15 protein-coding genes are annotated in these 13,236 nt (G+C 68.6%); 6 read left to right on the top strand and 9 right to left on the bottom strand.

All coding sequences use genetic code 11. The annotated features are described in order from the left end of the window. Positions 1 to 238: 238 nt before the first annotated feature. On the bottom strand, positions 239 to 1,582 hold the full coding sequence (locus tag DPQ64_RS17700) for a sodium:calcium antiporter (RefSeq protein WP_115865634.1): 1,344 nt from the start codon (positions 1,580 to 1,582) through the stop codon (positions 239 to 241). A 159-nt stretch (positions 1,583 to 1,741) separates the two neighbouring features. Between DPQ64_RS17700 and DPQ64_RS17695 the strand changes: the two genes are divergently transcribed. Beyond that, positions 1,742 to 2,587 (top strand): shikimate dehydrogenase, encoded by an 846-nt coding sequence (locus tag DPQ64_RS17695; RefSeq protein ID WP_115865633.1) that lies wholly within the window; start codon positions 1,742 to 1,744, stop codon positions 2,585 to 2,587. A 27-nt stretch (positions 2,588 to 2,614) separates the two neighbouring features. Then, complete coding sequence (locus DPQ64_RS17690; protein ID WP_115865632.1) at positions 2,615 to 3,286, top strand: helix-hairpin-helix domain-containing protein; 672 nt, start codon at positions 2,615 to 2,617, stop codon at positions 3,284 to 3,286. Between the two features lie 386 nt (positions 3,287 to 3,672). On the opposite strand, the gene DPQ64_RS19010 is transcribed toward DPQ64_RS17690, so the two are convergent. The 3 genes from DPQ64_RS19010 to DPQ64_RS17680 all read right to left on the bottom strand — a co-directional run bounded on the left by DPQ64_RS19010 (position 3,673) and on the right by DPQ64_RS17680 (position 4,706). Continuing rightward, positions 3,673 to 3,813, bottom strand: coding sequence for a hypothetical protein (locus DPQ64_RS19010; protein WP_157971775.1), 141 nt, complete (start codon positions 3,811 to 3,813; stop codon positions 3,673 to 3,675). A 137-nt stretch (positions 3,814 to 3,950) separates the two neighbouring features. Beyond that, positions 3,951 to 4,370, bottom strand: a complete 420-nt coding sequence (locus DPQ64_RS17685) for a Rieske (2Fe-2S) protein (RefSeq protein WP_115865631.1) — start codon at positions 4,368 to 4,370, stop codon at positions 3,951 to 3,953. A gap of 45 nt (positions 4,371 to 4,415) precedes the next feature. Continuing rightward, positions 4,416 to 4,706: a transcriptional regulator gene (locus DPQ64_RS17680; protein WP_115865630.1), complete on the bottom strand. Its 291-nt coding sequence runs from the start codon at positions 4,704 to 4,706 to the stop codon at positions 4,416 to 4,418. Positions 4,707 to 4,862: 156 nt separating this feature from the next. Here DPQ64_RS17680 and DPQ64_RS19395 point away from each other — a divergent pair, with 156 nt between their 5' ends. The 3 genes from DPQ64_RS19395 to DPQ64_RS17665 all read left to right on the top strand — a co-directional run bounded on the left by DPQ64_RS19395 (position 4,863) and on the right by DPQ64_RS17665 (position 7,135). After that, on the top strand, positions 4,863 to 5,282 hold the full coding sequence (locus DPQ64_RS19395; RefSeq protein WP_198662194.1) for a helix-turn-helix transcriptional regulator: 420 nt from the start codon (positions 4,863 to 4,865) through the stop codon (positions 5,280 to 5,282). Positions 5,283 to 5,347: 65 nt separating this feature from the next. Continuing rightward, positions 5,348 to 6,316 carry a sugar phosphate nucleotidyltransferase gene (locus DPQ64_RS17670; RefSeq protein WP_115865629.1) on the top strand — a complete coding sequence of 323 codons (969 nt, stop codon included), beginning with the start codon at positions 5,348 to 5,350 and terminating at the stop codon, positions 6,314 to 6,316. 63 nt (positions 6,317 to 6,379) lie between these two features. After that, a complete protein-coding gene (locus tag DPQ64_RS17665; RefSeq protein ID WP_115865628.1) occupies positions 6,380 to 7,135 on the top strand; it encodes a class I SAM-dependent methyltransferase in 756 nt (251 codons plus the stop codon). Positions 7,136 to 7,164: 29 nt separating this feature from the next. On the opposite strand, the gene DPQ64_RS17660 is transcribed toward DPQ64_RS17665, so the two are convergent. Together DPQ64_RS17660 and DPQ64_RS17655 are read right to left on the bottom strand one after the other, a co-directional pair. Beyond that, on the bottom strand, positions 7,165 to 7,752 hold the full coding sequence (locus DPQ64_RS17660; RefSeq protein WP_115865627.1) for a hypothetical protein: 588 nt from the start codon (positions 7,750 to 7,752) through the stop codon (positions 7,165 to 7,167). A 541-nt stretch (positions 7,753 to 8,293) separates the two neighbouring features. Further along, a complete protein-coding gene (locus tag DPQ64_RS17655; protein ID WP_115865626.1) occupies positions 8,294 to 9,112 on the bottom strand; it encodes a diphthine--ammonia ligase in 819 nt (272 codons plus the stop codon). A 93-nt stretch (positions 9,113 to 9,205) separates the two neighbouring features. Here DPQ64_RS17655 and DPQ64_RS17650 point away from each other — a divergent pair, with 93 nt between their 5' ends. After that, positions 9,206 to 10,567: a hypothetical protein gene (locus DPQ64_RS17650; protein ID WP_157971774.1), complete on the top strand. Its 1,362-nt coding sequence runs from the start codon at positions 9,206 to 9,208 to the stop codon at positions 10,565 to 10,567. A 107-nt stretch (positions 10,568 to 10,674) separates the two neighbouring features. Here the strand turns inward: DPQ64_RS17650 and DPQ64_RS17645 are convergent, their stop codons facing one another. The 3 genes from DPQ64_RS17645 to DPQ64_RS17635 all read right to left on the bottom strand — a co-directional run. Beyond that, positions 10,675 to 11,829 carry a DUF373 family protein gene (locus DPQ64_RS17645; RefSeq protein ID WP_198662193.1) on the bottom strand — a complete coding sequence of 385 codons (1,155 nt, stop codon included), beginning with the start codon at positions 11,827 to 11,829 and terminating at the stop codon, positions 10,675 to 10,677. A 109-nt stretch (positions 11,830 to 11,938) separates the two neighbouring features. Further along, positions 11,939 to 12,661 (bottom strand): PHP domain-containing protein, encoded by a 723-nt coding sequence (locus tag DPQ64_RS17640; protein ID WP_115865624.1) that lies wholly within the window; start codon positions 12,659 to 12,661, stop codon positions 11,939 to 11,941. Between the two features lie 50 nt (positions 12,662 to 12,711). Next, positions 12,712 to 13,236, bottom strand: a 525-nt coding sequence (locus tag DPQ64_RS17635) for an endonuclease III (RefSeq protein ID WP_368276146.1), incomplete at its 5' end; no start/stop codon positions are given.

Below are 13,236 nucleotides of genomic sequence, written 5' to 3'. Positions count from 1 at the left end.
GTCGGCCGACGCCGCGGCGTCGGCCGACCCGCCCAGCCGGTAGTACGTGCCGCCGCCCTCGGCGTCCGGCCGGGTCTCGTCCTCGCGGACCGTCCAGTCGGCGAGGTCGAGCAGGTGCTCGCCGACGTGCTCGGAGGCCGAATCGGCTCGGCTGACGACGATGGCTATCACGGCCGGAACTCGGAGCGACTACAAGAAAAGCGCGTTGGAAGGCGGTCCGGCCCGAGTGCGTCGGCTGTCAGTCGGCGTGCTCGACCGGCTCGGATCCGCGAGAGATCGCGTTCCGGACGTTCGCCGCGGTGCGGTCGGCGATGGCGCGGACCTCGTCGCGTCGCGTGACGAACAGCACCGCGCCGATGACGATGTAGAGGACGGTGTAGCCGTGGAGCATGAGCAGGCTGAGGTCGCTCGCCGCCGGTTCGGCCATCGTCTGGATGACCCAGAACTCGGCGACGACCTGCGAGACGAACAGCACGAGGAGCACGACCGCCTCCCGGACGCTGATCTCGAAGTTGGTCAGCACCGCGAGGGCGAAGAAGCTCTGTGCCGCCGTGATCCAGATTTCGGCCTGCTGTTTCTCGTCGAACGGCAGCTTCCCGATGGTCCCCGCGGCGACGCTGTACACCACTGCGATGGTGCCGATGAGCAGCGTCCACTGGTTGAGCTTCGAGGAGATGAGCGCGTTGAATCCGGCGGTCGAGCGCGCCTTGTTCACGAGGTAGGCGACGACGATGAGTTCGGGCGACTCCGACGCCAGCGGCGCGAGCCACTGGATCATGAAGAACGGCGGAATCCCGAGCGCCAGCCCCAGACTCTCCAGCCCGCTCGCGAACGGGTGGACTGCGGTGTAGATCATCGCGCCCGAGTAGCCGAACAACAGGAGAACGCTGGCAATGCGGGGACCCTTCGAGAAGCTCTGGAGGTAAGCCGGAACGCCGACCTGCTCCTCGTGGTCCTCCACGTCGCCGCGGATGATGATGCCGATGTAGATCGCGTACAGGCCGACGAGGACGAGCGTGTCGACCATGCCGATGCCGCCCCCGAGCGGGACGAAGAAGGCGAAGACGGTCGCGGCGAGCAGGAACGCGATCTCCGTGGCGAGGTCGCGGTCGAGTTTCACCTTGCTCTTCAGGAAGCCGGACTCGCGGACGACCGCGGGGTCCGCGGAGTTGCGGGCGCGGTAGACGGTGAACAGTGCGATGCCGGACCAGCCGAGTCCGATGAGGATACGGTTCGCGCCGGTCATGTTCGCCACCGCGAGGTTGGCGGCCTCCAACCCCTCCGGCGTGCCAGCGGCGGCCCCCGCCTGCCACGCGTACAGCGCGTCGACTGCGTACTCGGGCGCGACCGCGAGCACGGCCAGCACCGCGATGGCGAACGCGCGCGGTACGTCCTTCTCCGCGGTCTCGGCCGCCCACGCGAGCATGAAGGATGCGCCGAGAACCGCGACACCGCTTATCGCCACGGTCTCGAGGTGCCCCAGCGAGTGAGCGTTACCCGTCGCCCAGACGAACACCCAGGGAAGCGTGAGTAGCGTCGTCGCTCCGACTGCGGAGAGCGGATGTCGTAAACGACCCAACATTCTGTCCGGGCATAGACCACCCCCGAAAGTAGGTCTTGCGTTATGAATTAGGAAAATAAGGGTGACCGCGGGTGCTGGAAATAATGTCGGGCGGTCCGACGCCGTCGTCGGCGGACCGTCGAACCCAGTAAATAAGCCGGTCGGCGACTATCGGCCGGCATGGACGTGTACGGACTCCTCGGCAACCCGGTCGGCCACTCGCTGTCGCCGCCGATGCACGAGGCCGCGTACGACGAACTCGGGATGGACGCGCGCTACGTCACCTTCGAACCGGAGCCCGACGACCTCGGGGCCGCCGTCGAGGGCGCGCGAGCGCTCGGGATCGAGGGACTGAACGTCACCATCCCGTTCAAGCGCGACGCGCTCGACCACGTCGACCCCGACGACCTCGCGGCCCGCATCGGCGCGGTCAACACCATCGACTTCTCGGATGCAGACGACGACCCGGAAACCCCTCCAGCCGGCTACAACACCGACGTCGCGGGGGTGCGCAGAGCCTTCGCCCACCACGACGTGACCCTCGCCGAGAAGCAGGCAGTGGTCGTGGGCGCTGGCGGGGCGGGGCGCGCGGCCGCGTTCGCGCTCGCGGACGCCGGCGCGGCGGTCCACGTCGCCAACCGGACGGTCGAGCGCGCGGAGGACCTCGTCACCGACCTCTCGATCGACGGGAATAGCGCCGGCGACCGCGGTGCCACAGCCGGCGGACTCGACGCCCTCGACGGCAAAGTTCGAGAGGCCGACGTGCTGGTCAACGCCACCAGCGTCGGGATGGAGGAGGACCGCTCGCCGGTCCCGGCCGGGGCGCTCCACGCCGACCTCGCGGTACTCGACGCGGTGTACAGCCCGCTCGACACGCGGCTCCTGCGCGAGGCCCGCGAGTGCGGCGCGATCACGGTCGACGGCGCGTGGATGCTGTTGTATCAGGGCGTCGAGGCGTTCGAGCGCTGGACGGGCCGGGACGCGCCCGTGGCGGCGATGAACGCGGCGCTGCGTAAACGGCTTTAAGTGCCACGCCCGTCTACTGTCGCGCAAATGGGACTGCTCACCAAGCTGAAGTCGTTGCTCGGACTCGAAGACGACCGCTCGCAGGTCCGCCGGGGCGAGTCCGGTGTCACCATCGAGCGCGACCCCGACGAGTCGGCTCAACCGGACGTCGAGACCGAAAGCGCCGTGAAGGGCGTCGACGCCGGTGGGGAGGAGTCCACGAGCGACGCCGCGACCGACGCCGGGAAGAGCGCGACCGGGACCGAATCGGCGGGAACGACCGAACCGGCGGGGTCGGAGACGACCGAGGATGCGACCGACGGGTCGGCGGCCCCACCAGAGGGAATCGAGGAGGCCGAACCCGAGGCCGACGAGTCGGCACCCGACGAGAGCGAAGCGGACGCGCCGGCGGCCGAGGCCGACGACGACGTGACCGAAGTCGAGGACACCGAGACGGCCGACGAAGCCGAGACGACCGACGCCGAGTCTGCCGAAACAGAGGACGACACCGAGGAAGTCGCAGCCGAGGAGTCCGAATCCGCGGGCGAACCCCTCGAAGACGTGAAGGGCATCGGCCCGGCGTACGCCGAGCGACTGCGGAGCGCGGGCGTCGCCGACGTGGCCGAGCTCGCGACGGCCGACGCCGACCGGCTCGCCGAGGAGACCGACCTCTCGGAAAAGCGCATCTCGCGGTGGATCGAGCAGGCCCAGGCTCGGTAGTCGGCGACGACGCGCGGTGCGGTCGTCGCCGACTACCGGTGCGGAGTTCTTCTTCGATCGTTCCGGACCCCGGACCGGGAGGTTCGGATTCGCGGCGGTCTGACTGATTCTCGTCGCGGTGCTGGCGGTGTCGCGGCGCGCCGCGACACCGCCAGCGTGCTGTGGGATGGGTACGCCAGTCGAAGCTGAATCGAGTTACGCCGGTCGAAGCTGAGCCGAGTTACGCCGGTCGAAACGGGGGCGAGTTACGCCGGTCGGATTCGAGCCGAATCAGTCGAAGCGAGGTCGAACTGGGAGGACGACTCCAACCCTTCAGACGCCGCTCCCCGGTCGACCAGCGCGAAAAAAGTGGAGACGACAGCGTGAACCGTTGGCGGAGCGGCCCGTCAGTCCGACAGCACCGAACCGAACGGGTTCAGCGAGCTGGCGGCGTCGTCGGCGTTCTTCGCGGCGGTCCCCTCGAGAACTCGCCAGCGCGAGAGACTGTCTATCCGTTCTCCGGCTGGTTCATCGTTTCTACGTGTCATGTGTCAGCTCGTGGCTTGTTTGGTCCGAAGATGTGGCGGGGCAGTCGGTTCTGCGTGACGCACACGAACAGCCGAGAATCAGACTGCCGCGGGTCCGACAGCCGAGAATCAGACTGCCGCGGGTCCGACCGCGGGGGTCAGAACTCGACGTTCGACTTCGACGACAGGTCGGTCGGGTCGGTCTGGATCCCACCCGCGCCGACGAACTCGTAGTCGTCGTCCGCGAGGTACACCGTCTCGTCGCGCACAGCGACGTTTACGTCGTCGAGAAACGCACCCTCGCAGGGTCCGTACGTACACTCGCCGGTGTCGTCGTCGAACATCGCGCCGTGGTTCGCGCAGACGAGTTCGCCGTTCCGCTTGGGCGCGCCCGACCCCTTGTCGATTCGGATGTGCCTGAAGTGCATGCAGCGGTTGAGCCAGCCCGTGATCTCCCCGTCCGCGCGGGTCAGGACGGCCTCGTCGACCTCCTCGGAGTCGGTCTCCCGGACCCTGAACAGGAAGGTGCTGTCGGCGGGCACGTCCTCGACGGCGGCGATGCGGTGACCTGCGTCCATCGCCTCGGTGTAGGAGTGGGGTCCCAAATTTCGGTTTCGATACGTCTATTCGATCCGGAACTCCGGTTCCTCGACCGACTCGCTCTTGCACTCGGGACACCGCGACGGCCGGTTCGCCGGGTCGTCGAACCCGTCGAAGCCGCAGTCCCGACACGCGGGCGGCGCGACCAGCAGTGCCTCGTCGGCCGCCGAGAGCGACCGGGCCACGTGGCGGACGTGGTCGACCGCGCTCGACGCGGTCACGTCGAACTCCCGGGCGAGCGTGCTGGGGGAGGCGGCGGTCTCGCGGAGGTGGGCGGCGATGCGCTCGCGGGTCGTCTCGTCGGCCTCGCGCATGTGGAGTCGGTCGGGACCGGTCGAACATAACCCTTTCCGCAGGGCGCTCCGCGGCGACTACCCCCTCCCACAGAGCGCACCGCCAGGTGGACCCTAGTTGTTTAGGCCCGATGTTCAATGTCGTAGAGACGAATAAACTTTGGAACGGGGGTCAGCATGAGCGACGAACACTCGTCGACGGGTCGAGAGGGGGTATCGACAGAACGCGGGCCGGCCGAGTACGACCGACTCGCGGCCGAGGAGCGACCGCGGACGACCGAGGCCGTCGACGCGCTCTTCGAAGCGCTCGCCGACGAGCACCGGCGGTGCGTCCTCGCGTACCTCGACGACTGCGACACCGGCGTCGCGGCGTTCGGGGACCTCGTCGACCACGTCGCGGCCGAGGTCGAGACAGCCTCCGCGGAGGCCGTCGAGGTGCGGCTCCACCACGCCCACCTCCCGAAACTCGAAGACGGCGGGCTGGTGGAGTTCGACGCCCGGAGCGGCCACGTCCGCTACCGCGGCGACGCGACCGTCTCTGACTGGCTCGCACTCGCACAGGACTACGCCACGGGCGCGTCGGAGGACTCCAACTGAGTCGACCCGGCATCGGCGCGGAGCGGTCCAAAAAGGACTTATCTCGCCGGGGCGACCGTCGTGGTATGAAAGCCGTCGTTCTCGCGGGTGGGTACGCGACCCGGCTCTGGCCGATCACCAAGCACCGGCCCAAGATGTTCCTCCCGGTCGGCGACTCGACCGTCATCGACCAGATATTCGCCGAGTTGGAGGCCGACGACCGCGTCGACGAGGTGTTCGTCTCGACAAACGAGCGGTTCGCCGAGGACTTCCGCGACCATCTGGCCGACAGCGAGTTCGACAAGCCGACGCTCACGGTCGAGGACACCACCGAGGAGGACGAGAAGTTCGGCGTCGTCGGCGCGCTGGCACAGCTGTTCGACCGCGAGAACGTCACCGAGGACACGCTCGTCATCGCGGGCGACAACCTCATCAGCTTCGCTGTCAGCGACTTCCTCGACTTCTTCGAGGCGAAGGAGTCGCCGACGCTGGCGGCCTACGACGTGGGCTCGCGGGAGCGCGCAAAATCCTACGGACTGGTCGAACTCGACGGCGACGAGGTGGTCGACTTCCAGGAGAAGCCCGACGACCCGCGAAGTACGCTGGTCTCCATCGCCTGCTACGCCTTCACCGCCGAGACCATCCCGCTGCTCGACGAGTATCTGGAGAGCGGGAACAACCCGGACGAGCCGGGCTGGTTCGTCCAGTGGCTCCAGCAGCGCGACTCGGTGTACGCCTACGCGTTCGACGAGGCGTGGTTCGACATCGGCACGCCCGAGAGCTACCTCGAAGCGGTCGGCTGGAAGCTCGACGGCGAGAATCAGATCGCCGACTCCGCCACCGTCGAGAACACCACGGTCGGCGAGAACGTCCACGTGATGCCGAACGCCGAACTCCTCAACTCCAGCGTCAACAACTCCATCGTCTTCCCGAGCGCGACCATCCAGGACTGTGACATCCGCGACTCCATCATCGACGAGAAGACCCGTGTCGAGAACATGGACCTCGCTGGGGCGTTGATCGGCGCGCACACCCAGATTCTGAACGGCGACTGAGGCCGTTTCTAGCAGTCGGTCCGACTCCAGCAGTCTTTTGTGACGACTTACCCGATTGGCGATATGAGCGCGACGAACCAGTTCTCCGCAGAGCTGGCGGCCTTCTACGAGGCGACCCACGACTACGGCGAAGTCGGCGACGAGTCGTTCTACCTCGACGCGGCGACCAGCGCGGACGGACCGGTGCTGGAAGCCGCCTGCGGGACCGGGCGGCTGTACCTCGAACTGCTCCGTCGCGGCGTCGACGCTGACGGGTTCGACGTCTCGCCCGCGATGCTGTCGATTCTCCGGGAGAAGGCCGCCGCCGAGGAGCTCTCTCCGACAGTGTGGGAGGCCGACCTGCGCTCGGTCGACGCCGACCGGTCGTACGCGCTGGCGCTGGTCCCGTACAACTCCCTGTGCAACCTCCGCGAGGTCGACGAGCAACTCGCGGCGCTCGACGCCCTCCACGACGCGCTCGAACCCGGCGGTCGGCTCCTGTTCGACGTCTTTGTCCCTCGCTACGAGGTCATCGCCGAGTCGTTCGGCGAGTGGCAGGCGCTTCAAGAGGTCGAGTACGAGGGCACCGAGCTTCGTGGGCGCTCCCGGACGACCATCGCCGACGAGGTCGAGCAAACCTACCGTGCGGAACAGGAGCTGCTGGACGCGGACGGCGAGGTCGTGGCCCGCGACGAGTTCGTCCTCTCGCATCTGCCGCCACAGCAGGTGGAACTGCTTGCGCGCCAGTCCCCGTTCGAGCGATGGTCGGCGTGGGGCGGGTTCGACCGCGAACCGCTCGCCGACGGCGACAGCGTGCAGGTCTGGGAACTGGTGAAGTAGTCGGAAGGCTGGTGAAGCCTCGACTCGCGCTACTCTCTGATCCCCAGATACGCGGGCTGGCCCTCGAACTCGCCGCCGCGGAGCAGGTGGAGGGCGTGCGCGACCGCGCGGTGGTTCCCGTCGACCACGTACGCCGGGTCGTCGCCCTCCTTCAGGACGATCAGTCGGCTCTCCGGTCGCTCGCGGGCGATCTCGTCGGCCATCTCGACCACTTCGCGGAGGTCCTTGGGCGTCTCGGCGTCGAGTTTCTCCACGTCCTCGGCGTCGCGGATTCGCTCCGCGATGGACTCGACCCGGTCGTCGTCGGTCAGCGCGCGCCAGTCCTCGTCGTGGGGACCGACCACGACTCGGAGATCGCGGAGTTCGTGCTCCGAGAGGTCGACGCGGTACCAATCGGCTGGTTCGGCCGCGAACGCGCGCTCGGCGATGGGTTTGCGCTCGAACAGCTCCTCGCGGAGCGCGGGCTCGGTGGCGAGTTCGTCGGGGTCGGGCCGGTCGTCACCGCTGGCGTCGTCGCGCTCGTCGCCGACCTCCTCGCGGAGCCAGTAGCGCATCACCTCGTCAGGCGAGACGGGGTCGAGTCCGCGTCGGGTGTCGAGTCGCTCCTCGATGTTCATCTCTCGTGGTCGTCACGGCGCTCTTCGACAGAAGGATTTGGGCCGGGACGATGGATGTGGAACTGGTGGGAGTGTTCGGAATTAGTTACCTTCAGGCTCTTGCGAGAGCTTGTAAGCGGCTCCATATCGGTTGCGCTCGGTGTCACTTTCGGCAGTCGGCGCGCGCAGGCGCGACCTCGTGTCGCGCCACATCGCGCGAGGGCCGAGTAGCGCAGCAACGCGAGCAACGCAGGAGGTTGGGGAGGACGAGGTGCGGTCGCGGTGCGGATGCGGTTCTCATATGCCCCGGTAGTAGCTAGCTTCTCCAGCACGAGATACTGTGACGTGAGAGTCGAAGAAGCTAGTTATCGCTTGAGCCTCGGCGTGACCGCAACCGCTACCGCGGCCCTCACACCTCCCCAGCCTCCTGCGCTTCTCGCTCCCTTCGGTCGCTCCGATGCTCGTCCCTCGCGCGCGTTGATCGCGCGCGCCCGAGGTCAAAGTTTAGGTAGCGAAAATACGAATCAAAGTCGAGTAGGCGGGAAACGAATCTGCGTCCTATCTACTCGGCAAGCCACGCGTCCTCGATCTGCAACGTCCCTCGCGTCCCGTCCCACTGCGTCTCGTACTCCAGTTCGATAGCGCGCTCCATGTGCGGCCCGTCGGTCACCAGCGTCTCGAACTCCCCGCCCTCGCCGAGAATGTGCACGCCGTGGCTCTCGTTCAGTTCCTCCAGTTCTGAAATCGCGTCCCGGTCAAGCGTCCGCCCGAGCCACGACTCGTCGAGGCCGTATGCGGCCACGCGGATAATCGTGATCTCGAAGCCCGCGTCGAGCATCGCGTCCGCGAGGTCCCGAGGGTCTTCCTGCCAGAGCGGCGCGAACAGGTCGGCGTCGAGTCGGTCGGCCATCGCCTCGATGCGGGAGGTCTGGTACTCGCTCTCGACCGCGCCCGCGGTCAGCCCCGCGACGCCGCCCGAAAGTTCGTCGTTCAAATCGCGGAGCGCGGCTTCGAGCGGCCGGAGTTCGGCGTCGCCCTGCGCGCCGGACTCCTCGGCGGCCCCGGCCTCGAAGTCGTCGGGTTCGACCTCCACGAGCGGGACGCCGACGCTCTCGGCCGCGAGGCCGGCGAGTCGGGTCGCGGGCACGTGGTACATGTACGAGTCGCCCTCCGGGTGGACGGTGACGAGGTGCGACACGTCGAGGCCCGATTCGAGCGCGCGATACAGCGCCCACGAGGAGTCCTTGCCGCCCGAGAAGAGGCTGACCCACGACCCCTCGCTGGCGGTGGAATCGTCCGCGGCGGAATCCTCCGCAACAGACTTCTCCGCGACAGAATCCTCCGCGGTGGAGTCGGTGGGGATAGTGGAATCGTCGGTCATGTCGAGGAGTCGGCGGCGTGTGGACTTATGAACGGCGAATCGGTCGCCTGGGAGGCGATAGCTACTTGTCGGATACGGCAGACGTTCACCCTGATGCGCCCTCCACGCGTGGTCCTCGTGATAGTCGCGATTGCGGTCGTCGTCCCCGCGCTCGTCCCCGCAACCGCAGCGGCACCCCCGCCAGAAGGCGTCTGTGGCGTCTGCGGGTCTGCGTTCGAGCAGTCCGCCGAGGAAGTCGGCGTCGACGCCACCGTCGTCGAGAGCGACCTCGCCGTGCACGTCTCCGCCGACGGCGACAGTCGCTGGACGGCCCACGTCGTCCTCTCGCGACCGGCCGCCGACCGGTTCGCCGCGAACCGGACGCTGCTCCGGCGCGCGGTCGAGCAGACGTACGCCTCGTACAGAACGGCCGTCGACGATCCGCGGAATCTCTCGGTGGGACTCGACGACCGGACCGTCACGGTGTCGTTCACCGTCGCGGATGCCGCCCAGCGATACCCCGGCGACGTACTGCTGTTCGATGCGTTCGCTCGCTCTCCGCCGGACGGTGAGCCCTACGTAGATGCCGACGAGCTATCGGTCCACGGCCCCACCGGGACGGCCGTCACGCACGCACCCGCCGGAGGGACCGTCGACGGGAATCGAGTCGTCTGGACCGCGTCCGAAGACGGCCGGACGTACAGTCCCCGACTCGGGCGCGAGGCGTCGGTCGCGTTCGGTCCGAACGACGGCCTCCCCTCCCGCGCGGCCACCGCTGTCGCGGTCCGCGGGCACTCGCTCGACGTGATCGGCCCGGAACTGCGCGCGTACGCCCTCGCTCCGGCAGCGCTACTCGGGATCGTCGCGGTCGGCCTCCTGCTCACGGGCGGTCGCCTCCCCGTCGGGGCCGATCTCGGTCGAACGGCCGCGCGCTGGCTCGCCGTGGGCGTCGGTCTCTACGTCGCGCTCGCCGCCGTCGCGTTCCTCCTCGTCGGTGACGGCCTCGGATACGTCCTCGGCGTCGTCGGAATCGGACTGGCACCGCAGGCGTTCCTGACGGCTACAGTTGCCGTCGTGACCGACTACCGTGACGTGGCCTCCGGCGGAAGCGCCGCGAGCGTCACCTCGCTTGCCGTCCTCGCGGTCCTCGGCTGGACGCTCGCGCTCGTTCTCGGTGCGCCCGCGAGCGCACTCCTCGTGCTGACGGTCGGGCCGCTCGTCTTCCTCCCGTTCGGGGTGCTCGCTGCCGCGGGCCATCGGGCGCGGCTGCTGTTCCCGGTAGTCGCCGCGCTCGGTCCGGTCGTGGCCGCGCTCCCGCTCGTCCCGCGCGTGGGCGTCGTGTTCGTCACGCCGGCGATGCTGACCCTGCTGCTGGCGGGGTCGGCAGTCCTCGGGGTCCCACTGTTCGCTATCGGTCGGCGGCTCAGCAGTAGGGCAACGTCAGCAGCCGGTAGCGCGGACGGCGCGGGAGACTAGTTGGGCGAGAACGGCGGACCGTGGCGGGGAACCAGCGGACTATAGTGGGGAAACAGCGGACTATAGCAGGGAACCAGCGGACCAGCACGGAAGAACGACGCGGCGATTCACTCGGCCAGTTCCTCGTCGAACTCCTCGCCGAGCGCCGACCCGCTGACGTACGACGACACGCGGACGCCGAGCAGGCTGACCACCACGCCCGCGACGACGAACAGCGCCATCCGGGTGCCCGGCTGGAGGAGGAACGGCTCGACCACGAGGCTGCCGACCTCGACGTGGGGCATCGTGATCGGCTCCTCGAACCCCTCGCGCTGGAGGAAGTACGCCGAGAAGCCCCGAACCACCAGCCCGACCGCCAGCACGCCGAACGGGAGGTTGAGGTAGGAGTTGCGCACGCGGTCGTTCCGGATGACCTCGTCGAGCAGTCGGCCGGTCGAGGCCGCCATCGCGGCCGCCGCCAGCCACGGCACGCTGTCGAACGCGAACGCCATCACCGGCAACAGGACGCCCTGGGTCGGCACCGCGAGGTCCGACACCCGGAGCGCGCCGGCGAACACGCCGACGAGCGAGAGGCCCGCCGCGACGACGTACGTGACGATGGACACCCGACCGGAGTACAGCGCGTCCTTGGTCTCGGCGGGCAGGTCGGCCACGTACTCGTCGACGCCCAGCCCCTTGTAGAGGACGAACAGGCCGATGACCGCCGTGATGGACGCGACCGCGGTCGCGGGCCCAGTCAGCAACAGCAGGATGGGGAAGACCAGCATCGCGACGCCGATGGGGACGAGCACGGTCTGGCGAAGCTCCTCGTCGGCGAGGAACTGCTTGAGCAGGTAGTACGTCGACTCGATGTCGCGGGCCTGCCGGACGACCACCCGGTCGACCGCGTCGACCTGCACCCGGCTCTCGATGATCGGCACCAGTCGCTCGTCTTGCGCGCTGTCGATGACGACGATGGCCGAGTCGGGCTCGTACTCCGCGATGAGGGCGTCCATCTGCTCGGCGACCGCGCGGTCCCGGCCGACCATCGTCTCGGCGGCCCCGGAGATGACCGCGACGGTCGCCTCCTCGTCGTCGGCCCGGAGGTCCCGAGCCACACGGAGCGTCTCCAGCAGCGTGTTCACGCTGGCGTCCTCGGGGTCCGCGAGGCCGACGTCGGTGACCAGCGACCGGACCGCGTCCCAGCCGGCGACCGGGGTGGTGAGCCCGGTCTTGGCTCCGATGTCGTCGTCGCGGTCCACGCACACCACCAGCGTACTCATGTCGTGTGGCTGAATCCAGACGTGCCGGGGATAAAAACCCTCGTGGTCGTCGGAACCGCGGGAGTACGGGCCGAGAGTCGCCACGAGGACGAGCGACCGCGCTGCAGGGTCACGACCGGAGGAACGTCGGCACGGCCGGGCGCACGGCGTAGCGGAACCGCTTGCTCGCACCCTTCAGGTAGTGGTGGGTGCTCCGGTGGAGGGGCTGGCGACGCCCGTGGACGTTCGCCTCGCCGTTCGCGATGGTCGCCACGACATCCTCGGCGTCGAGTGCCGCCGTCGAGTCGACGCCCTCCACGGTGAGTTCGGTGTACGCGCGACCGAGGGACGCCGCCGAGTGGGCATCGCTCGCGGCGACGCCAGGGTAGCCCCTCCGGGCGGCGAACTTGCGCGCGCGTCGATTCCGGTAGCCCGTGAAGAGCCACGCGTTGTACACCTCCACCGCGTCGCAGTCGGTGATCCGTCGCTTTCGGACCCCGTGGCGCGTCCGCTGGAACGGGTGGGGAACCACGGCGACGCCGCCCGCGTCCCGGACGGTCTCGACCGTCTCGTCGAACGGCCGGTAGGGCTCGGGGCGCTCCTCGACCCCGATGGCGAGCAGGTGGCCCGCGGCCGTCGAGACCTCGACGCCGGGGATGCCGACCAGTCCGTACTCAGGCGCGAGTTCGGCCGCGCGCAGCGACTCCTCGATCTCGTCGTGGTCGGTCACGACGATGCCGTCGAGGCCGATTTCGCTCGCCTGCTCCAGCAGGAGCTCGACGGGCTCGCTGGCGTCGTGCGAGCCCTCCGAGTGGACGTGCGGGTCGATGGCGACCGTGACCTCAGAGTCCATTCGCGTAGCTTACTGCCTTCTCGGGGATAAAGACTTGCCGACCGCGACGGTCAGACTGCGTCCGCCGGGTCCATAACAGCTCCCGTCTCGGTGTTCACGCCGACCCGGTCGCAGAGGTCCGACAGCGGGCATTCGTCGAGTCCGTCGAGGCACACGGGCTTGCGCGCCGAGCAGTACTCCCGGCCGAACTGGATGCTGGCGGTATGCCCGAATCCGCACTTCTCGGCGGGCACGTCGCGCTCCAGCACGGCCCGCACCGCCTCGTGGTCGGCGTCCGGCGGCGCGACGCCCAGCCGGCGGTAGATGCGGTGGACGTGGGTGTCCACCGGGAAGACGCCACCTCGCCCACCCGCGAACAGCAGCACGCAGTCGGCGGTCTTCGGCCCGACGCCGCCCATGTCGAGTAGCGCGTCGCGGACCGCGCTCGGCTCGCCCTCGCGGACGAAGGCGTCGAACTCGCCTGCGCTCCCGTACTCGTCGAGCACGCGCTCGCCGACCGCGATCAGCACGTCGGCCTTCTGGTTGTACAGCCCCGCGGATCGGATGGTGTCTGCGAGTTCGTCGTGGCTGGCGGT

The sequence above is a fragment of the Halorussus litoreus genome, from assembly GCF_003382685.1.
GTDB lineage: Archaea > Halobacteriota > Halobacteria > Halobacteriales > Haladaptataceae > Halorussus > Halorussus litoreus.
The sequence above is the reverse complement of the archived record's forward strand: the minus strand, read 5'-3'. Positions and strand labels throughout refer to the sequence as shown.